This window comes from Mycobacterium montefiorense (genome assembly GCF_003112775.1).
Taxonomy (GTDB): domain Bacteria; phylum Actinomycetota; class Actinomycetes; order Mycobacteriales; family Mycobacteriaceae; genus Mycobacterium; species Mycobacterium montefiorense.
The window spans coordinates 143,623-163,606 of record NZ_BFCH01000001.1 but is presented as its reverse complement, the minus strand read 5'-3'; the positions used below and the strand labels follow the sequence as shown (position 1 = coordinate 163,606).

Below are 19,984 nucleotides of genomic sequence, written 5' to 3'. Positions count from 1 at the left end.
TACCAATAACACCAATTGTCACCATTACCGTACCGGGCACTGCGACGTCGCCCTACGCCCCCAGCAACGGTGGAATGGAACTGTTATCCGGGCCGGGTGCGAGGATTACGCCGGTTGCTCGACGGCGCCACCGAGCGCCGCGTCGATGCCCTTACCGGTCGCGACGGCATCGACGCGGGCAAGCTCCGCGGTGGCCGCCGCCACCACCAACGCGGCTGCGATCAGGGCGACCATTCCGCCGCGGCCGGTGTTCAGCGTTTCGCCGAGGACGACGACGCCCAGCAAAGCCGCCACCACCGGCTGGGACACCTGCAGGGTCGGCATCGACGCCGTCAGCGCGCCGGCCCGGAACGCCGACTGTTCCCACCCGAAACCGCCGATGGCGACCAGAAGCCAGGCGTACAACTCGGGGCTGGCGAACACTGTCCAGCCACCTTCGCCGAGCCGATGGACAACGCCCTTGGTGAGTACCGCGAAGATCCCCCACAGCGCACCCGAGACGAAGGCGAACAGCACCGCGGCGAGCGCGCCGCCCCGGATACGGGCGGCCACGATGGACCCGACCAGCAGCGGCCCCAGCACCGCCGCCACGTAGGCCCAGGTCTGAAGTGATGCATTGGAATGGCCGGCCTGCGGGTTGCCGACCGTGACGATCACGGTGACCGCCGCCGTCAGCACGACGGCCCAAATCCACTCCCGGCTACTCACCGGGCACTGGGCCAATTTCGCGCTGATCGGCAGTGCGAATAGCAACGACAGGACCAGCAACGCCTGCACGAGCAGCACCGAACCCCGGTCCAGCGCAGCCGCCTGCAACACGATGCTGCCGATCAGGATCAGGACGCCCCATCGCCAGCGTTGATTGCGGGCCAATTTGGCGAACAGCTGCGGCAGGCCAAGCGATGTGTCGGTAATCCGGTGCGTCGCACGCTGCTGGAGGACGTCGCCGATCGCGACGCACAGCGCCGAAGTCAACGCGAGCAACGCGGCGATATCGGCCTTGTCCATGTGCGGGTTCTCTCCAAGTCGAGCGTGATTCACGAGTAAAAATGCTGCGTGCACCACTGTTCCACAACGGGCTGTCCAAACAACGACGATCAGGTTGCGGCATACAGCCCGCCAAGCTGCTTGAATACTGTTGGAATCGGTGACGGAGCAGCTGTTGATGGCAGCAGGTCTCCCGACCGAACGGGTGCCGCTACGCGCGGCAGGTGCGCGGGAATGTGACCGCGCGAAGGGTAGGTGACGAGCGCATGACCGATGACGCGCCCCGCTCCAGCGACGCTGCCAAGCCGACACCACGTCCTGGTCCACGCCCGGGCCCGCGGCCAGGGCCTGGGCCGACAGCACGACCCAGCGCCCACCCGTTGGTGTTGCCCCCGGCCAGCAATCCGCACCAGTACGGCCGCGTCGACGACGATGGCACGGTGTGGCTGATCAGCTCATCCGGCGAACGCATCATCGGCTCCTGGCAGGCCGGCGACCGTGAGGCCGCATTCGCTCACTTCGGTCGGCGGTTCGAGGACCTGAGCACCGAGGTCACGCTGATGGAAGAGCGGCTGGCCTCCGGAAGCGGCGACGCGCGCAAGATCAAAGCCAACGCCTCCGCACTGGCCGAGACGTTGCCGACGGCCTCCGTGCTGGGCGACATCGATGCGCTCGCGGGCCGGCTGACCATCCTGGTGGAGCACGCCGACGCCACGGTCGCCGCCGATCGTTCCCGCCGCGACGAGCACCGGACCGCGCAGACCGCACGCAAGGAGGCACTGGCCGCGGAGGCCGAGGACCTGGCCACCAACTCGACGCATTGGAAGGTCGCCGGCGACCGGATGCGCGAGATTCTCGACGAGTGGAAGACGGTCACCGGTCTGGACCGAAAGGTCGACGACGCGCTGTGGAAGCGCTATTCGGCAGCGCGCGAGGCGTTCAACCGGCGGCGGGGTTCGCACTTCGCTGAGTTGGACCGCGAGCGCGCGGGCGTGCGGCAGTCCAAGGAACGGCTCTGCGAGCGGGCCGAGGAGATGTCCGACTCGACGGACTGGGCGGGCACCAGCGCCGAATTCCGAAAGCTGCTGACCGAATGGAAAGCGGCGGGGCGGGCGACCCGGGAAGTCGACGACGCCCTGTGGCACCGCTTCAAGGCCGCCCAGGATGCGTTCTTCACCGCGCGCAACGCCGCGACGGCGGAGAAGGACCATGAATTCCGGGGCAACGCCACCGCCAAGGAGGCGCTGCTGGCCGAGGCCGAGAAGATCGACACCAGCAATCACGAAGCGGCCAGGTCGGCACTGCGGTCGATCGCCGACAAATGGGATGCGATCGGCAAAGTGCCCCGGGAGCGGTCGGCCGACTTGGAGCGGCGACTGCGCGCCGTCGAAAAGAAGGTGCGCGATGCCGGTGAAGCGAATTGGTCCGACCCTGAGGCACAGGCCCGGGCCGAACAATTCGCGACCCGCGCCGAGCACTACGAGCAGCAGGCCCGCAAGGCGGCCGCGGCCGGCCGGACCAAAGAAGCCCAAGAGGCACAGGCCAATGCCGAACAATGGCGCCAGTGGGCGCAGGCCGCCGTTGATGCGCTGAAGCGCTAGCGGTTCTCCGCCTGGTCCGGCGGCGCCTCGGCGTCGGGGTTCTCGGCGACGGGGCCCTCGGGAGTGTCCGCGTCGCCGAGGGTCTCCAGCAGCGTCCTGGACTGCTGCTCGGCACTGACGCGTCGGCGTTGCTCTTCGGCCGCGAGTTGCACGATCGTGCGCGACCACACCACACGGGCCCAGTGGAACGTCAACAGAATCAAGGTGATCCATGCGACGAACAGCCCGATACCGGGGCCGGGATGACCGGCGGCAACGGTCTGGCGTGACCACACCGCCAAGAGCCCGGTCGCGCTGGCTATCGACGTACCTGCCAGCGCGATCCAGGCCAGCGCCCAGCGCCGTGTCAGCAAGGCCACCATCGAGAAGCCCACACCGAAAACCAGTGCCAGCCAGGTGAACACCTTGGATGGCAGCGACAACGCGGCGGCACCGGCGCCGTGGCTGCTGAACAGCACATCCCAGCCACGGACATGACCGGTATGCGGCAGGATGAACGATCCCAGCAACACGAACACCAGGATCGCGACGACGAATGCCCGTGGGCCCGGGTCGATCTCGCGTGCTACCCGGCGTTCTGCGGCCTCGATCTCGGCTCGCAGGGCGTCATAGTCGGTGTGTTCTTTCGTCATCGGGCACATCCAAGGGATTCGACTGGTTCGGCGGCAGGCCCGATGCCTGGCATGCCCAGACCGATACCGCGTGGGCGTTGTCCGGCAGCATGTGCGTCACCGGCTCGGGTGCGGCGGTGGGTCAGGATGCCGGCATCGGCGATCAGGTGGTGCGGCGCGGCCCCGGTGACCGCCGTGGTGATGATATCGCCGGGCCGCACCGCGGTATCCGCGGCGAAATGCACCAGCCGTCCGTCGCGCACCCGCCCGGTCATGCGGGCCGTGCGAGCGTCCTTACGACCTTCGCCGGTGGCAACCAGCAATTCGACCCGCTGACCGATCAGCTCGCGATTGCCCTCCAGTGAGATCTGTTCCTGCAGTTCGATCAGCCGCATATAACGTTCCTGCACAACGGCTTTCGGCAGCTGTCCGTCGAGTTCGGCAGCCGGGGTGCCGGGACGTTTGGAGTACTGGAAGGTGAACGCCGCCGCGAACCGCGCCTGGCGCACCACGTCGAGGGTGGCCGCGAAATCCTCTTCGGTCTCGCCGGGGAATCCGACGATGAGGTCGGTGGTGATGGCCGCGTGCGGCATGGCCGCGCGAACCCGGTCGATGATGCCGAGGTAGCGGTCGGCGCGGTAGGAGCGCCGCATCGCCCGCAGCATCCGGTCGGATCCGGACTGCAGCGGCATATGCAGGGCGGGACAGACATTGGGTGTCTGCGCCATTGCCTCGATGACGTCGTCGGTGAATTCGGCCGGGTGGGGCGAGGTGAATCGCACGCGTTCCAGCCCGTCGATAGCTCCGCAGGCCCGCAGCAGCTCGGCGAACGCGCCGCGGTTGCGGGGCAATGCCGGGTCGGCGAACGAGACACCGTAGGCGTTGACGTTCTGGCCCAGCAGGGTGACTTCCAGCACCCCGTCGTCCACCAGCGATTCGACCTCGGCCAGGATGTCGGCCGGGCTGCGGTCGACCTCCTTGCCGCGCAGCGACGGGACGATGCAGAACGTGCAGCTGTTGTTGCAGCCGATGGAGATGGAAACCCAGGCAGCGTAGGCGGATTCGCGAGCGCTCGGCAGCGACGACGGAAACTCCTGGAGCGCCTCGACGATTTCCACCTGGGCGACTTTGTTGTGCCGGGCCCGGTCCAGCAGCGTGGGCAGCGACCCGATGTTGTGCGTACCGAACACGACGTCGACCCATGGGGCCTTGCGTAACAAGGAGTCTCGGTCCTTTTGGGCCAGACAGCCACCCACGGCGATCTGCATGTCCGGGTTGTCGCGTTTGCGCGGGGCCAGGTGGCTGATGTTGCCGTACAGCTTGTTGTCGGCGTTTTCGCGCACCGCGCAGGTGTTGAAGACCACCACGTCCGCGTCGGCGCCCGCGGCGGCGCGGATGTAACCGGCCGCCTCGAGCAGGCCCGCGAGCCGCTCGGAGTCGTGGACGTTCATTTGGCAGCCATAAGTGCGAACTTGATAGGTGCGCGCCGACCCAGCCACGGCCCCGGAGAGGCTCGCGGCGTCTGGCGCCACTGTCGAAGTCACGGGGCCATGCTACGGCGATCGGGGCCGAGGGCATTAACCCGCAGCTAGACCCGGCGGCGTTCTCGTTCGGCGTTCAGCTCGGCGAGGACGACCTCGCAGGCCAGGTTCTGGCTATAGCCACGGCGCGCCAGCATCCCCACCAGCCGACGAGTGATCCGCGCGTCGTCCCCGCTCAGCGTCTCCCGTCGTAGCTTGGCCTGTACCAGTTCTTCGGCCCGACCTCGCTCTGCACCGGCGTCGATCCCGGCCAGCACCGTGGTGATGACCTCTTTGTCGACACCTTTGGTGTGCAGCTCGGCGGCCAAGGCGTGCTTGCTCTTTCCCACCCTGGTGTGCCGGGACTGCACCCACTGTTCGGCGAAGTCCCGGTCATTCACCAACCCGACAGCGGCCAGCCGATCGAGCACCCGGCCACTGACGTCGCCGGGGTATCCGCGTTTCGCGAGCTGGCCGGACAACTCGGCCCTGGTGCGCGCCCTCGCGGTGAGCAGGCGCAGGCACAACGCCCGCGCCTGCTCTTCGCGGGCAGGCTCAGAAATCGACGGGGGCGGGGAGGACGTCGTCATCGGTCACCACCGCACCGATGCCCATCTTTTCCTTGATCTTCTTCTCGATCTCGTTGGCGATATCGCCGTTCTCCATCAAGAAGTTGCGGACGTTCTCCTTACCCTGGCCGAGCTGTTCGCCCTCGTAGGTGAACCAGGAACCGGACTTGCGGACGAAGCCCTGGTCCACGCCCATGTCGATCAGCGAGCCTTCCCGGCTGATGCCCCGACCGTAGAGGATGTCGAACTCGGCCTGCTTGAACGGCGGTGCCACCTTGTTCTTGACCACCTTGACCCTGGTGCGGTTACCGACCGCGTCGGTGCCGTCCTTGAGCGTCTCGATCCGGCGCACATCCAGGCGCACCGATGCGTAGAACTTCAAAGCCTTTCCACCCGTGGTGGTTTCCGGACTGCCGAACATCACCCCGATCTTCTCGCGGAGCTGGTTGATGAAGATCGCCGTCGTCCCCGAATTGTTCAGTGCGCCAGTCATTTTCCGCAACGCCTGACTCATCAGCCGGGCTTGCAGCCCGACGTGGCTGTCGCCCATCTCGCCTTCCAGTTCCGCACGCGGCACCAGCGCGGCCACCGAGTCGATGACCAGGATGTCGAGTGCGCCGGAGCGGATCAGCATGTCGGCGATCTCAAGGGCCTGCTCACCGGTGTCGGGCTGGCTGACCAGCAGGGAATCGGTGTCGACGCCGAGTTTCTTGGCGTAGTCCGGGTCCAGGGCGTGCTCGGCGTCAATGAACGCCGCGACGCCGCCGGCGGCCTGGGCGTTAGCCACCGCGTGCAGGGCGACGGTGGTCTTACCCGAGGACTCCGGGCCGTAGATCTCCACGACCCGGCCGCGCGGCAGGCCGCCGATGCCCAAGGCCACGTCCAGCGCGATGGATCCAGTCGGAATGATCGAGATCGGTTGACGTGTCTCTTCGCCGAGACGCATCACCGAGCCTTTGCCGTAGCTCTTCTCGATCTGGGCCATCGCCAGCTCGAGAGCCTTCTCGCGGTCGGGGGCTTGCGCCATGGCGCCTCTCCTATAGTCGATGTGTTCGATGACCGGTTTCGGTCGGTTGGGCGAGACATTAGAGATGGCCACCGACAAGTCGGCATCTCCGAACGATCACCACAGTAGCCGAACACCTGTTCGATTCAAGTTCGACACGCCGCGCGTGTGGCAACATCGGCTACCGAAAGGGCGTCGACGGGCCTGCAGGAAAAAGCTGAGGAAACCGGTGCGAATCCGGTGCGGTCGCGCCACTGTGATCGGGCGCATTGCGACCCGAGAGCCAGATACTCACCGTCGGCGCTTCCTCACTAGACGCTGGGGCGGACCTCCCCAGAGAGGGTGGCGCGCACGCATGGATATCTCCTGCGAGCTTGCCCAAATATCTTCCTACAAAGGGTTTTTCGCGCTCACGGTAGGCGGCACCGGAGCAGGCTGGCATCCGGTCCGACAGGACTACGCCGACGGCTTCACCGGTTTGATCGACACCACCGCGCAGCGCTACCACACGACTGACCTACGGATCGGCGCCTCGCTGGTTCATCTCGGCCATGCCACCCGGCTGTGGTCACCGGTGCTGGCATGCGCTTTGGCCCACGACGTTGTTCCAGACCTCGACGACCTGCAACGTGCCGACGACGGGGCGCCGCTGCGCATGCCCGAACCCACCGGAACAGCGGTGCCGGAAATCTCCGCGGAGTTGTTGTACGGCGTTGTGGTGCAACAACATATGCAGCCGTTCGAGGCAGGTCTGCGGGTCAAGCTGGCGCCTGTCCTGCTGGCAGGCAATATCGCGTCCGCACTCGTCGGCGCGTCGCGGGCGCTGCTCGTGGCCCGGCCCGACCTGCGCGCACGGATTGTCGAGATCACCGGTTCCCTGCTGGACACCGGCGTGCTGTCCGGATCCGGTGCTATCAGCGGCTCGCATCTGGGCTTCAAGCGCAACAGCTGCTGCCTGTTCTATCGCCTCCCGGGGCGAGCCGTGTGCGGCGACTGCGTCTTTCGCCAGGCGCCACGATCAAGCCAGAGATGAGTATGCGAAAAAGCTCACCACTGCTCGCGGGGCACATCGAAGTCGACGCACAACGCCCGCCAGACATCGCGAGGTTCGACGCCGTCTTCGATCGCCTGCGACGCGGTTCGGCCGTCAAAACCGGGCAGCACGTGGTCTACCAGCACCGAAGCGCCGTACGCGGTGCCGAACCGCAGCACCACCCGCTCGTTGAACTCCGTCAGCCGCACGCCAGCCAACATACCGATCGCAGTCATCCCGCGAGCGCCAGCGCTTGGTGGCATATCCGCACCGGGTCGGCGACGCGGTGGATGCCGGCCGCGGCCGTTCGGGCGGCCTCGCGGTAGCGGGGTGCCGACAACACCTCGCTGACCGCCTGGACCAACGCGTCGGCCGTCAACGGCCGGATCAGCCGCGCGCTCCCCTGGCGCATCACCCGATTGGCGATCTCCCACTGGTCGCCGCCGCCGGGCACCACCACCAGCGGCACCCCGGCCAGCAGCGTTTTGGCCACCATTCCATGGCCGCCGCCACAGATCACCACATCGGCATGCGCCAACAGCTCGTCCTGGCGTCCCAGCCCGACCACCGCCCACGACGGCACCGTCAGCTCCGGTCCGTCCAGCCGCGACACCAACAGACGCGATCCCGCCGGCAGCGTCTCGCCCGGCGTCAAGCACCCCAGCGCGACCTCGGCGAGACCCTCGGTGCCGATCAATGCGGTCGACGGCGCGACCACCACCACCGGCCCCGAGCCGGCCGGGACCTCGAGGATCTGATCGGTCGGCTCGAAGTGCAGCGGCCCGACCACGACGGCCTCGGCCGGCCAGTCCGGCCGGGAAACCTCCAGCGCGGGCAGTGTGGCGATCAGCCGCCGCAGCGGCCCCCGATCGCGCGCCGACAACCCGATCTCGACGCGGGATCTCTCACGTTGCTGCTGGCCCGCGCGCACGGAACGCGCCGTCATCGCCCGCATCGCGGCATCACGCAGCCGGCCGCGAATGCCGGTCCCCGGGGCTAGCCCGCTGCCGATCGGCGGCAACCCCTTCGATGGCAGATACAGCGGATGAGGGTTCAGCTCGATCCACGGGATGTCCAGCAGCTCGGCGGCCATGCCGCCGCCGGCGGTGATCACGTCGGACACCACCAGGTCGGGTGCCAGGTCGCGCAGCGCCGGCACGTTGAGCACCGCCATCCGCGCCGCGCGCCGGTGGATTCGGGCCCCGGCGTCGAGGTCTTCATCGGTCGCCGCGAGCCCGTCGAGTGCGACAGCCGCGATGCCCACGTCGCGGGCGGCTTGGATCCATTCCTCGCCGGTGAACAGGGTGGCTTCGTCGCCCGCGTCCCGGAAACGCTGACACAGCGCGATCGCGGGAAACGCGTGCCCAGGATCCGGCCCGGCGACCACGGCGACTCGCACCGCCTTACCCTGCCACAGCGGCCGACCGGCACGCGCCCTACGCTGGCACCATGACCGAGCTGACCGGAACAGCCGTCGCGAACACGCGCACGGTCGAGACTTTTCTGAACGCCTTAATGGATGCGGACTACGAAACCGCGGATGCCTCATTGGACGACAACCTCGTCTACGAGAACGTCGGATTGCCGACCATCCGCGGCCGTGCCCGGGCCATGAAGCTGTTCCGCCGAATGGACGGCCGCGCCGGATTCGAAGTCAAGATCCATCGCGTCGCCGCTGACGGCGCCGCCGTGCTCACCGAGCGCAGCGACGCGCTGACCCTGGGCCCGCTGCGCCTGCAGTTCTGGGTTTGCGGCGTGTTCGAGGTCCACAACGGGCGAATCACGCTGTGGCGGGACTACTTTGACTTCTTCGACATGACCAAGGCGTTGCTGCGTGGCGTGGCGGCGCTAGTGTTGCCGTCGCTCAAAGCGTCGTTCTAGTCAGATCACGGGCGGCGCGGTAAGCCGCCGAGTTCGTCGAACGCCTGAGCCCAACCGGTCAGGTGATCGGTAGCCTCGACCAGCTCGGACCGATAGCGTTGGTGTGCGGCCGCGAGCCCCGCATCGCCATTGCCGTTCGCCGAGGAAACCAATTGTGCTGCGGCGGTGACCATTTCGTTGTACTGCCGGACACCGGCACTCAACTGCGCCGTGAACGCATTGATGGTGGGCACCAGATACGACCGCGATGACTCCGAGCTGTGCGCGGCGCGCTCCATCGACACCACCTCCGCGGCACTGGACGCCATCGCCGCCGAAGTCTTGTTCGCCGCCGCGGTCAGGTCACTGATCTCGTCCGCCGGCAACATGGCACCGCGCTCGATGACGCTCAACAGCGAGAAGAACCCGCGTTCGGAGGCGCCGAGCGCATACATCGCGGGTCGTGCCGCGGAACCCGGCGGCGGCAGCCGACGGGGGTTGGTGGGCCGGCTCGCCGGCAGCGGCTCCGATTTCAGCCAGTGGTATCGGAAGAACAACAACGTCGCGGGGATCACCTCGATGACCGCGATCGCGCCGGTGATCTGCAGCAACAGCACGAACCAGCCCCACCAGGCCAGCACTGCGGTGACCAGACCCCAGAACACGCTGCCGACGGCGAAGATCCACGCCCACCGCAGTGCGCGGCGGCGGCGACGCAGCAGCCGCGCCCGCGGATCGGTGGCCGCGGTGATCTTCTGGGCGACGAAGCCGGTGAGATCGGCGGCGGTGTCCAACCCCTGCTGCAGCATTGCTCGCCAGGTGCCGCGCTGCGTCGCCTTCACCGCCATGTCAGACCGACCGAACGGCTACTGACCAAAGGGTTTCTCGGCAACCTGTCCACCGGCGCTCTCGGCGGGCGCGGGCGCGGCAGGGGTGGCTCCGGAACCGGAAGTCCCGCCCGTCGGCAGAGCCTCGCCACGCATCGACGCTCGGATTTGCTCGAGCCGGGAATGGCCCGCCATCTCCACGCTGGCCTGCTGGACCTCGAGCATGCGGCCCTGCACCGAACCCTGCGCAAGTTCGGCGGAGCCGATCGCGTTGGCGTAGCGGCGTTCGATCTTGTCGCGAACCTCGTCGAGGCTTGGGGTGTTGCCCGGCGCGGCGATCTCGCTCATCGACCGCAGCGACGCGCTGACCTGCTCCTGCATCTTGGCCTGCTCGAGCTGGCTGAGCAGCTTGGTGCGCTCGGAGATCTTCTGCTGCAACACCATCGAGTTCTGCTCGACGGCCTTTTTCGCCTGGGCCGCGGCGCCCAGCGCCTGGTCGTGCAGCGTCTTGAGGTCTTCGACGCTTTGCTCAGCGGTCACCAGCTGGGCCGCGAAGGCCTCGGCGGCGTTGTTGTACTCGGTGGCCTTGGCCGCGTCGCCGCCGGAGGTGGCCTGGTCGGCCAGCGTCAGGGCCTGGCGAACGTTGACTTGGAGCTTCTCGATGTCGGCGAGTTGGCGGTTGAGCCGCATCTCCAGCTGGCGCTGGTTGCCGATCACTTGCGCCGCCTGTTGGGTTAGCGCCTGGTGCGTGCGCTGGGCTTCCTCAATAGCCTGCTGAATCTGGATCTTGGGGTCGGCGTGCTCGTCAATTTTCGCGTTGAACAGCGCCATGACGTATTTCCACGCTTTGACGAACGGATTGGCCATGAGTTAGCTCCACCTTCGTTTCCGTGTGCCGCAGGCTCCCTGATGGGCCCTGGCGATCACTCTGCCGCTCAATTTATCGGGTCGCCGCCGATCGCCCCACCCCTGGCGGGTGATCGGCGCTGCCGAGCAATCCTGGCACTCAGGCCACCACGAGCGCCGCCACCGGCGGGATCACGACCTTGGTGCTGGCGTCGATGGTGGTGACGCTTGCCTCGCCGCTCGGTACACGCTGCGCAGTGCGCTCCTCGTTCGCCATCCGCTCACCGGCATCGGTGAGCATCGTCGACAGCGGGACGTCCAACGCGTCGCAGATCGCGTTCAGCAGCTCGCTGGAGGCTTCCTTGCGGCCGCGCTCCACCTCCGAGAGATACCCGAGGCTTACCCGGGCGGTGTCCGACACCTCACGCAGCGTCCGACCCTGCGACGTCCGGGCCAGGCGCAGCACCTCGCCGATGACCTCGCGCACCAGTGGCGACATGCTGATCTCCTTCGTCCGGCAAAGCTGCTTCATCAGGTCAACGCCAGCAGCGGCCGTCTAGGTTCCCGTCCGCCGCACTTCCCTGACGGTCGAAGCCACATAGTCGATACCGGTGACGACCGTCAGCACGATAGCGGCGGCCATCACCACCGACGCCACCACTAGGAACGGTCCCGACACCGGCAGCACGAATAACCCGATGGCCACCGCCTGGACGAAAGTCTTGAGCTTGCCGCCCCAGCTGGCCGGAATGACGCCGCGGCGAATCACGGCCAGCCGCAATACCGTGACCCCAACCTCGCGGACCAGGATCAGCACAGTGACCCACCAGGGCAGGTCGCCGAGCATCGACAGTCCTACCAGCGCCGACCCGATCAACATCTTGTCGGCGATCGGATCGACGAACGCGCCGAATTCGGTCGCCATGCCGTAGTTGCGTGCCAGCAGGCCGTCGAATCGATCGGTAAGGCACGCAACGGCGAAAATCGCCCAGGCCACGATCCGGGCGGAGGTCTCGTGACCGCCGCCGGCGAACAATGCGAGCAGGAAGATCGGAACCAGTACCAGTCGCAACAGCGTCAGGACGTTGGCCAGGTTGGCGATGCTGACGCGTCCCGCCACTGGTCCTGTCTGCGGCTGCCCCGACACGGCATCAGAATAGCGGTTGACCAGCGGACCCGCCCCAGATGTCAATACTGTTATCCGTGACCGAACGTTCTTGGGATAGCGGGCAAGTCGTCGTCCGGCGCGCGCGAACATCCGATGTCCCCATGATCAAGCACCTCGTCGACACCTATGCGGGCAAGATCCTGCTGGAAAAGAACCTGGTGACGCTGTACGAGGCCGTCCAGGAGTTCTGGGTGGCCGAGCTTGACGGCACGGTGGTCGGCTGCGGCGCGCTGCACGTGTTCTGGTCAGATCTTGGCGAGATCCGCACCATCGCGGTCGATCCGACCGCGACAGGCCACGGCATCGGACACGCGATCGTCACGCGGCTGCTCGACGTCGCTCGCGAGCTGACGCTGGAGCGAATCTTCGTGCTGACCTTCGAGACCGAGTTCTTCGGCCGGCACGGGTTCACCGAAATCGAGGGCACGCCCGTCACCGCCGAGGTATTCGAGGAGATGTGCCGCTCCTACGACATCGGTGTCGCCGAGTTCCTGGACCTGAGCTACGTCAAGCCGAACATCCTGGGCAACACCCGGATGCTGTTGCTGCTCTAGTCTTCGCCGTCGTCTTCGGAGCCGTCGGCGTTGGCACCGCCGCGGATCAGCGCCAGCGTTCCCGCCAGCTCGTCGGGCTTGACCAGCACCTCGCGCGCCTTGGATCCCTCGCTGGGCCCGACGATGCCGCGGGTCTCCATCAGATCCATCAGCCGGCCGGCTTTGGCGAAGCCGACCCGCAGCTTGCGCTGCAGCATCGAGGTGGAGCCGAACTGACTGGACACGACCAGCTCGACGGCTTGCAGGAAGACATCCATGTCGTCGCCGATGTCCGGGTCGACGTCGGTGCGCTCGCCGGTGGGCTTCGCGGTGGTGACGCCTTCGGTGTATTCGGGTTCGGCTTGGTCCTTGCAGGCGGTGACGACGGCGTGGATCTCGTCGTCGGTGATGAAGGCGCCCTGCAGCCGGATGGGCTTGTTGGTGCCCATCGGCAAGAACAGGCCGTCACCCATCCCGATCAGCTTCTCCGCGCCCGCCTGGTCCAGGATCACCCGGCTGTCGATGAGCGACGACGTCGCGAACGCCAGCCGCGAGGGCACGTTGGTCTTGATCAGCCCGGTGACCACGTCGACGGACGGGCGCTGGGTGGCCAGCACCAGGTGGATGCCGGCGGCGCGGGCCTTCTGGGTGATCCGCACGATCGCGTCCTCGACGTCGCGCGGCGCGGTCATCATCAGGTCGGCCAGCTCGTCGACGATCGCGACCACGTACGGATACGGCCGGTACACGCGCTGGCTGCCCAGCGGCGCGGTGATGGCACCGGATCGCACCTTGGCGTTGAAGTCGTCGATGTGACGCACTCGCGACGCCTGCATGTCCTGGTAGCGCTGCTCCATCTCCTCGACCAGCCAGGCCAGCGCGGCGGCCGCCTTCTTCGGCTGGGTGATGATCGGGGTGATCAGATGCGGAATGCCTTCGTACGGCGTCAGTTCCACCATCTTCGGGTCGATCAGGATCATCCTGACCTCTTCCGGGGTGGCCCGGGTCAGCAGCGACACCAACATGGAGTTGACGAAGCTGGACTTACCGGATCCGGTGGATCCGGCCACCAGCAGGTGCGGCATCTTGGCCAGGTTCGCGGAGATGAAGTCGCCTTCGATGTCCTTGCCCAGCCCGATCACCAGCGGATGATGGTCGCGGCGGGTCGAGGGCGCGGTGAGGACGTCGGCCAGTCGCACCATTTCCCGGTCGGTATTGGGCACCTCGATGCCGACCGCGGACTTGCCCGGGATCGGGGCGAGCATCCGGACGCTCTCGGTCGCCACGGCATAGGCGATGTTCTTCTGCAGCGCCGTGATTTTCTCGACCTTGACACCCGGCCCGAGCTCCACCTCGTAGCGGGTGACCGTGGGACCCCGGGTGCAGCCGGTGACGGCGGCGTCGACCTTGAACTGGGTCAGCACCTCACCGATGGCTTCGGCCATCTGTGTGTTGGCCGCGCTGCGCTTCTTCGGCGGGTCGCCGGTAACCAGTAGCTCCATCGGCGGCAGCGTGTACGGGCCTTCGACGATCCGGTCGGTTACCTGGGTGTCCTGCTTCTTGGCGGCGCGACGGCGAGTGCGGGCGGTGGGTTCCGGAATGGTGGGAGTTTCGTCCGGGAGCGGGTCGAGTGCGGCGGGGGCGGCATCCGCCGCCGGCCACGCCTGCGGCTCATTTTCGAATGCACCATCGTCGTAGTAACCGTCGGAAAAGTCTTCGCGCCCTTGGCCGTCCGCGTCGTCGTAGTCGTATTCGCCCTCGTCGGAATAAAGATCATCCACGAACCGGGTGTTGAACAAGGCGCGCATCATTTCCGGCAGCTCGCGGATGGTGGTGCCGGTCAGCAACAGCAACCCGAACAGTGCGCCGATGAACAACAGCGGTGCCGCAATCCAGGGCGTCAACCCCTCCGACAACGGACCGCCGATGGCGAAGCCGATGAATCCCGCTGCGCGACAGCGCAATTCGGGGTCACCCGGCGAGCCGGACCACAGATGACGCAGACCGAGCAGTGAAAGGCTGATCATGCTCGCGCCCAGAATCAGCCGGGGCCGTGCCTCGGGGTTGGGCGCGGTGCGCATCAGCACCACCGCCACCGATGCCAGCACCGCCGGCAGGGCCAGGACGCCGGCGCCGATGAACGTGCGCAGCACCGCGTCGACCCACGCGCCGACCGGCCGCGCGGCGTCAAACCAAGAGCTCGCCGCGACCACCACGGCAATGCCCAGCAGAACCAGTGCGATTCCGTCGCGACGGTGCCCCGGGTCGATGTCGCGGGCCCGGCCGATCGACCGTGCCGCACCGCCGGTGCCCCGTGCCGCCATCAGCCAGGTGGCACGCATCGCGCGCCCGCCGGTCATGCCGGCGGCAACCAGCAAGGACCGGTTATGACGTTTGGCCGGCCTGCTCACCTTCTTGCGGGCAGGTGCCGGTCGCGCACTTCGAGGCCCGCTGGTGCGCGAAGTGGCCTTTGACCTGCTCGTTCGGGTTCCGGAGCGGGCAGCGGTCTTACTAGCCATGGGGTCCAGCCTAGTCGCAACCGCCCCACATTCACCATCAGCCACACGGGTCACAAAACCGTTTCGATTCGGTTATCGGAGTGCTTCGACAGCACCCGAAATAGCCGGGACCAGCGCGGTTCGGTCGCAGCGGGCATCACAGCGGCCGTCGATTCCGGGTGAGTAGGGTGACAGCCATCCCGTCGCTACTCCTCAAGGAGCTCCGCATGCCCGTCGTCGTTGTCGCCACCCTGACCGTCAAACCCGAGTCCGTCGACACCGTTCGCGACATCCTGACGGCCGCGGTCGAAGAAGTGCACGAGGAGCCGGGGTGCCAGCTCTATTCGGTGCATCAAAGCGGTGAGACCTTCGTCTTCATCGAGCAATGGGCCGATGAAGACGCACTCAAGGTGCACAGCACAGCTCCCGCGATCGGCAAGCTGTTCTCGGCGGCCGGCGAGCACCTGGCCGGAGCGCCGGACATCAAGACCCTGCAGCCCATTCCCGCGGGCGACCCGGGCAAGGGCCAACTGCGCCAGTGAACCTGCAGCGCCCGGACGGACCGCTAAAGGGAAAAGTCGCGCTGATTACCGGCGCGGCCCGCGGCCAGGGCCGCGCGCACGCGGTTCGGCTGGCCACCGACGGCGCCGACGTGATCGCCGTAGACCTGTGCGCGCAGATCGACAGCGTTCGCTACGCCCTGGCCACCCCTGAAGACCTGGCGGCCACCGTCAAACTCGTCGAGGACACCGGCGCCCGGATCGTGGCCAAGCAGAGCGATGTGCGTGATCGCGCGTCGCTGTCGGCCGCGGTGCAAGCCGGGATCGACGAGTTGGGCCGGCTCGACATCGTGGTGGCCAACGCCGGTATCGCCCCTATGCAATCCGGCGACGACGGTTGGCGCGACGTCATCGACGTCAACCTCACCGGCGTCTACAACACCATCAAGGCCGCGATACCCACCATGGTCGCCCAAGGCACCGGCGGGTCGATCGTGCTGATCAGTTCGAGTGCCGGGCTGGCCGGCGTCGGCAGCGCGGACGCCGGTTCCGTCGGCTACGCCGCGGCCAAACACGGGGTCGTCGGGCTGATGCGGGTATACGCGAATCTGCTTGCAAGCCAGATGATTCGGGTGAACTCGCTTCATCCGTCCGGCGTGGAAACTCCGATGATCAACAACGAGTTCACCCGCGAGTGGCTGGCCAAGATGGCCGCCGCGACCGATACTCCCGGAGCCATGGGCAATGCCATGCCGGTCGAAACGCTCGACGTCGAGGACATCGCCAACGCGGTGGCATGGCTGGTGTCCGACCAGGCGCGCTACATCACAGGCGTGACCCTGCCGGTCGACGCGGGCTTCTTGAACAAGTAGCGGCTATGGCGCGAAACCCCGCTGCGCAGAATGCTTTTGGTCCCATAGTGCTGGCCGCCGTCGAGCAGGCCGGACCGGATGAACTCGTCACACGTTACGTCGAGCCCACCGGCCGCCATCTCAACGCGTCGCAACTGGAATGGTCGGCTGACGCCGAGAAAATCTAGATCTCGATGACGGTCGGCACGATCATGGGCTGGCGGCGATAGGTTTCGCCCACCCACTTTCCGACAGTGCGCCGCACACCCTGGGCTATCCGGATCGGGTCGGTCACGTTGGCGGCAGCCAGCGCTTCCAGTTCTTCCTCGACTTTACGCACGGCGGCCTCGAGCGCCTTGGGATCCTCGGAGAAGCCGCGGGAATACAGGTGCGGCGTAGTTGCCGAACGCCCGGTGCTGCGGCTGAGCACCACGGTCACCGCGACAAACCCCTCGGACAGAATGAGCCGCTCGCCCAGCGTGATGTCGCCGACATCGCCGGTGACCAGACCATCGACGAACATCTTGCCAACCGGCACCGCGCCAGCGATCGTCGCCCTGCCACCGACCAGGTCAACGCTGACACCGTTCTCGGCCAACAGGATTGACTCTTCCGGCACTCCGGTGGTGGCGGCCAGCTTGGCGTTGGCTCGCAGCATCCGCCAGGTTCCGTGCACCGGCATCACATTGCGCGGTCGCACCCCGTTGTACAGGAAGAGCAGCTCACCAGCGTAGGCATGGCCCGAAACATGCACCCGGGCTTGGGCATTGGTGACGACTCGGGCGCCGACCTTGGCCAGCGAGTCGATGACACCGTAGACGGCTTCCTCATTGCCCGGGATCAGCGACGACGACAGCACGATGAGGTCACCCGCGGTCAGCGTGATACTGCGATGCTCGCCGCGCGACATCCGGGACAACGCCGCCATCGGCTCGCCCTGGGTGCCGGTGGTGATCAGCACCACCCGCTCGGGCGCCATCATCTCGGCGGCCCCGATGTCGATCACGTCGGAGTCGTTGACCTGCAGGAAGCCCAGATCTCGGGCGATACTCATGTTGCGCACCATGGATCGACCGACGAACGATACCCGTCGGCCCAAAGCGACTGCCGCATCGATGATTTGCTGTACCCGGTCGACGTTGGAGGCAAAGCACGCCACGATGACGCGCCCGTCCGCACCACGGATCAGCCGGTGCAGAGTCGGACCCACCTCGCTCTCGGACGGCCCGACACCGGGGATCCCGGCGTTAGTCGAGTCACACAGAAACAGATCCACACCGGTGCCGCCGAGCCGTGACATGCCGGGGAGGTCGGTGGGCCGGCCGTCCAGCGGTTGTTGGTCCAGTTTGATGTCGCCAGTGTGCAGAACCGTTCCGGCGCCGGTATAGACGGCGATTGCCAGTGCGTCCGGGATGGAGTGGTTCACGGCGAAGTATTCGCAGTCGAACACGCCGTGGTGGCTGCTCTGTCCCTCTTTGACTTCGACGAACACCGGCTTGATGCGGTGCTCGCGGCACTTGGCGGCGACCATCGCCAAGGTGAACTTGGACCCGACGACTGGGATGTCGGGCCGCAGCTTGAGCAGGAATGGGATCGCCCCGATGTGGTCCTCGTGCGCATGCGTTAGCACCAGGGCCTCAATGTCGTCGAGCCGGTCTTCGATGTGGCGCAAGTCGGGCAGAATCAGGTCGACGCCCGGCTCGTCGTGGGTGGGAAACATCACCCCGCAGTCGATGATCAACAGCCGGCCCAGGTGTTCGAAAACCGTCATGTTGCGGCCGATTTCGCTGATGCCGCCGAGCGCGGTCACCCGCAACCCACCTGCGGTCAACGGACCTGGGGGGCTGAGGTCTTCGTTCACCTGTCGATCACCTGAGTACCGAGGCCGCGCGCATGTCGGCGGCCAGCGCGTCGATCTGCTCGGGGGTGGCCGCCATCTGCGGCAGCCGGGGATCGCCGACGTCAATGCCCTGCAGGCGCAGCCCCGCCTTGGACATCGTCACTCCGCCCAGCCGGCCCATCGCGTTGCACAGCGGCGCGACCGCGACGTTGATCTTGCGGGCGGTGGCGATGTCTCCGGAATTAAAGGCGGACAATAACTCTCGAAGCTGCCCAGCGGCCAGATGAGAAATCACACTGATGAAGCCGATGCCACCCATCGCCAGCCAGGGCAGATTGAGCGCGTCGTCTCCGGAGTAGTAGGCCAATCCGGTTTCCGCGATGATCTGGCTACCGCTGTGCAGATCGGCCTTGGCGTCTTTGATCCCGACGATATTCGGGTGTGACGCCAGCGCGCGGATGGTGTCGGACTCGATCGGGACCACCGACCGCGGCGGGATGTCGTAAAGCAGCACCGGCAGGTCGGTCGCGTCGGCCACGGCGGTGAAGTGCGCGATCAGTCCGCTCTGCGGCGGCCTCGAGTAGTACGGCGTGACGACGAGCAGACCGTGCGCACCCTGCGCCGCGCTGGCCTTGGCCAGCTTGATGCTGTGTGCGGTGTCGTAGCTGCCGGCGCCGGCGATGACCCGAGCCCGGTCGCCCACCGCTTCGAGGACGGCGCGCAGCAGCTCGAGCTTCTCGTCGTCGGTGGTAGTCGGCGACTCACCAGTGGTTCCCGAGACGACCAGGCCGTCGCAGCCGGCGTCTACCAGGTGGCTTGCCACGCGCGCCGCCGCGGCGGTGTCAAGCGAGCCGTCGGCGGCAAACGGCGTCACCATTGCGGTCAGCAAGGTTCCCAGACGCGCGGGGGCATCGAATCCGACGGAACTCACGGGTCCCAGATTACCTGGCGGTGCCAAGCCGATTTCGGCGCCGCGCCCCCTAGGCTTCGGTGGCTAATGGACTGGTCGCGACCTCGGTCCCATCGGTGAGGTTGGAGATCTCGAAATCGGCGAATATCGCCGGTGCGACCGCTACCAGCTGGCGCAGACATTCGATGGCCAGACGCCGGATTTCCACGTCGGCATGCTCGCTGGCGCGCATTGCGATGAAGTGCCGCCACGCCCGATAGTTCCCGGTCACGACGATGCGGGTTTCGGTGGCATTCGGCAGCACGGCCCGGGCCGCCTGCCGCGCTTGCTTGCGCCGCAGCACCGCGCTGGGTTGATCGGCGAACTTGGCTTCCAGCTTGTCCAGCAGTTCGGTGTAGGTGGCACGACTGGCGTCGGCCGCATCGGCCAGGATCTGCCGCAGTTCGGGGTCGTCTTGTAGGCCCGGCGGCACGACGATCTGCGATTCGGTTTCGGGGACGTAGCGCTGTGAGAGCTGCGAGTAGGAGAAATGCCGGTGCCGGATCAGCTCGTGGGTCAGCGAGCGCGAGATGCCGGTGATGTAGAACGACACGGCTGCGTGCTCGAGCACCGAAAAATGCCCGACGTCGATGATGTGTTTGATGTACCCGGCGTTGGTCGCGGTCTTGGGGTTGGGTTTCGACCAGCTCTGGTAGCAGGCCCGACCGGCGAACTCGACCAGCGCCGGCCCGCCGTCGGCGTCGGTGGTCCACGGCACGTCTGGCGGCGCCAAGAACTCCGTCTTGGCGATCAGTTGCACGCGCAGCGGCGCGATCTCGGCCACG

At 66.8% G+C, this 19,984-nt stretch carries 21 protein-coding genes, 1 pseudogene and 1 riboswitch; of the genes and pseudogenes, 7 read left to right on the top strand and 15 right to left on the bottom strand.

All coding sequences use genetic code 11. The annotated features are described in order from the left end of the window. Positions 1–105: 105 nt before the first annotated feature. Complete coding sequence (locus DB708_RS00780) at positions 106–1,008, bottom strand: DMT family transporter (protein ID WP_108920045.1); 903 nt, start codon at positions 1,006–1,008, stop codon at positions 106–108. Positions 1,009–1,253: 245 nt separating this feature from the next. Between DB708_RS00780 and DB708_RS00775 the strand changes: the two genes are divergently transcribed. Continuing rightward, a complete protein-coding gene (locus tag DB708_RS00775; protein ID WP_108920044.1) occupies positions 1,254–2,588 on the top strand; it encodes a DUF349 domain-containing protein in 1,335 nt (444 codons plus the stop codon). On the opposite strand, the gene DB708_RS00770 is transcribed toward DB708_RS00775, so the two are convergent. Genes DB708_RS00770 through recA form a run of 4 tightly spaced genes read right to left on the bottom strand, consistent with a single transcriptional unit; the run spans position 2,585 to position 6,315 of the window. Further along, positions 2,585–3,229: an Rv2732c family membrane protein gene (locus DB708_RS00770; protein ID WP_235616566.1), complete on the bottom strand. Its 645-nt coding sequence runs from the start codon at positions 3,227–3,229 to the stop codon at positions 2,585–2,587. The two genes, DB708_RS00775 and DB708_RS00770, sit on opposite strands and share 4 nt — an antisense overlap. Then, entirely contained in the window at positions 3,217–4,743 is a 1,527-nt protein-coding gene (miaB, locus tag DB708_RS00765) for a tRNA (N6-isopentenyl adenosine(37)-C2)-methylthiotransferase MiaB (RefSeq protein ID WP_409347539.1), read from the bottom strand. The genes DB708_RS00770 and miaB overlap by 13 nt, the downstream gene beginning before the upstream one ends. A 44-nt stretch (positions 4,744–4,787) precedes the next feature. Further along, complete coding sequence (gene recX / locus DB708_RS00760; RefSeq protein ID WP_108920042.1) at positions 4,788–5,309, bottom strand: recombination regulator RecX; 522 nt, start codon at positions 5,307–5,309, stop codon at positions 4,788–4,790. Beyond that, entirely contained in the window at positions 5,275–6,315 is a 1,041-nt protein-coding gene (gene recA / locus DB708_RS00755) for a recombinase RecA (RefSeq protein WP_108920041.1), read from the bottom strand. Before recA ends, recX begins: the two co-directional genes overlap by 35 nt. Before the next feature lie 161 nt (positions 6,316–6,476). Then, a riboswitch (cobalamin riboswitch) is annotated at positions 6,477–6,607 on the top strand. 42 nt (positions 6,608–6,649) lie between these two features. Here recA and DB708_RS00750 point away from each other — a divergent pair. Further along, the gene (locus tag DB708_RS00750; RefSeq protein ID WP_108920040.1) at positions 6,650–7,327 is read left to right on the top strand and encodes a (2Fe-2S)-binding protein; all 678 of its coding nucleotides are present in this window, start codon (positions 6,650–6,652) and stop codon (positions 7,325–7,327) included. 14 nt (positions 7,328–7,341) lie between these two features. Here the strand turns inward: DB708_RS00750 and DB708_RS00745 are convergent, their stop codons facing one another. Beyond that, positions 7,342–7,536, bottom strand: a complete 195-nt coding sequence (locus DB708_RS00745; protein ID WP_409347541.1) for a DUF3046 domain-containing protein — start codon at positions 7,534–7,536, stop codon at positions 7,342–7,344. A gap of 23 nt (positions 7,537–7,559) precedes the next feature. Next, entirely contained in the window at positions 7,560–8,726 is a 1,167-nt protein-coding gene (locus DB708_RS00740) for a glycosyltransferase (protein WP_108920039.1), read from the bottom strand. A gap of 50 nt (positions 8,727–8,776) precedes the next feature. Between DB708_RS00740 and DB708_RS00735 the strand changes: the two genes are divergently transcribed. After that, positions 8,777–9,208 carry a limonene-1,2-epoxide hydrolase family protein gene (locus tag DB708_RS00735; RefSeq protein ID WP_108920038.1) on the top strand — a complete coding sequence of 144 codons (432 nt, stop codon included), beginning with the start codon at positions 8,777–8,779 and terminating at the stop codon, positions 9,206–9,208. Positions 9,209–9,213: 5 nt separating this feature from the next. On the opposite strand, the gene pspM is transcribed toward DB708_RS00735, so the two are convergent. The 4 genes from pspM to pgsA form a co-directional block, all read right to left on the bottom strand. Beyond that, positions 9,214–10,035 (bottom strand): phage shock envelope stress response protein PspM, encoded by an 822-nt coding sequence (gene pspM, locus DB708_RS00730; RefSeq protein ID WP_108920037.1) that lies wholly within the window; start codon positions 10,033–10,035, stop codon positions 9,214–9,216. 18 nt (positions 10,036–10,053) lie between these two features. Continuing rightward, positions 10,054–10,881 (bottom strand): phage shock protein PspA, encoded by an 828-nt coding sequence (gene pspA, locus DB708_RS00725; protein ID WP_108920036.1) that lies wholly within the window; start codon positions 10,879–10,881, stop codon positions 10,054–10,056. A gap of 139 nt (positions 10,882–11,020) precedes the next feature. After that, on the bottom strand, positions 11,021–11,359 hold the full coding sequence (clgR, locus tag DB708_RS00720) for a transcriptional regulator ClgR (RefSeq protein ID WP_108920118.1): 339 nt from the start codon (positions 11,357–11,359) through the stop codon (positions 11,021–11,023). A 57-nt stretch (positions 11,360–11,416) separates the two neighbouring features. Next, the gene (gene pgsA / locus DB708_RS00715; protein ID WP_201263382.1) at positions 11,417–12,007 is read right to left on the bottom strand and encodes a CDP-diacylglycerol--glycerol-3-phosphate 3-phosphatidyltransferase; all 591 of its coding nucleotides are present in this window, start codon (positions 12,005–12,007) and stop codon (positions 11,417–11,419) included. Positions 12,008–12,063: 56 nt separating this feature from the next. Between pgsA and DB708_RS00710 the strand changes: the two genes are divergently transcribed. Further along, entirely contained in the window at positions 12,064–12,582 is a 519-nt protein-coding gene (locus tag DB708_RS00710) for an amino-acid N-acetyltransferase (protein WP_201263381.1), read from the top strand. Here DB708_RS00710 and DB708_RS00705 read toward each other — a convergent pair. Continuing rightward, positions 12,579–15,080: an FtsK/SpoIIIE family DNA translocase gene (locus DB708_RS00705; RefSeq protein ID WP_108920034.1), complete on the bottom strand. Its 2,502-nt coding sequence runs from the start codon at positions 15,078–15,080 to the stop codon at positions 12,579–12,581. The genes DB708_RS00710 and DB708_RS00705 overlap by 4 nt on opposite strands. A gap of 206 nt (positions 15,081–15,286) precedes the next feature. Between DB708_RS00705 and DB708_RS00700 the strand changes: the two genes are divergently transcribed. The 3 genes and pseudogenes from DB708_RS00700 to DB708_RS00690 form a co-directional block, all read left to right on the top strand. Beyond that, complete coding sequence (locus tag DB708_RS00700; protein ID WP_108920116.1) at positions 15,287–15,601, top strand: putative quinol monooxygenase; 315 nt, start codon at positions 15,287–15,289, stop codon at positions 15,599–15,601. A gap of 2 nt (positions 15,602–15,603) precedes the next feature. Beyond that, the gene (locus tag DB708_RS00695) at positions 15,604–16,431 is read left to right on the top strand and encodes a mycofactocin-coupled SDR family oxidoreductase (protein ID WP_108920115.1); all 828 of its coding nucleotides are present in this window, start codon (positions 15,604–15,606) and stop codon (positions 16,429–16,431) included. Positions 16,432–16,493: 62 nt separating this feature from the next. Continuing rightward, positions 16,494–16,598: pseudogene (locus DB708_RS00690) on the top strand (SAM-dependent methyltransferase); the annotation flags it as partial. Here DB708_RS00690 and DB708_RS00685 read toward each other — a convergent pair. Genes DB708_RS00685 through thyX form a run of 3 tightly spaced genes read right to left on the bottom strand, consistent with a single transcriptional unit; the run spans position 16,595 to position 19,983 of the window. Further along, positions 16,595–18,271, bottom strand: a complete 1,677-nt coding sequence (locus DB708_RS00685; RefSeq protein WP_108920033.1) for a ribonuclease J — start codon at positions 18,269–18,271, stop codon at positions 16,595–16,597. The pseudogene DB708_RS00690 and the gene DB708_RS00685 overlap by 4 nt on opposite strands. Positions 18,272–18,278: 7 nt before the next feature. Beyond that, positions 18,279–19,181, bottom strand: a complete 903-nt coding sequence (gene dapA, locus DB708_RS00680) for a 4-hydroxy-tetrahydrodipicolinate synthase (protein WP_108920032.1) — start codon at positions 19,179–19,181, stop codon at positions 18,279–18,281. Between the two features lie 49 nt (positions 19,182–19,230). Continuing rightward, entirely contained in the window at positions 19,231–19,983 is a 753-nt protein-coding gene (gene thyX / locus DB708_RS00675; protein ID WP_108920031.1) for an FAD-dependent thymidylate synthase, read from the bottom strand. Position 19,984: the final 1 nt, after the last annotated feature.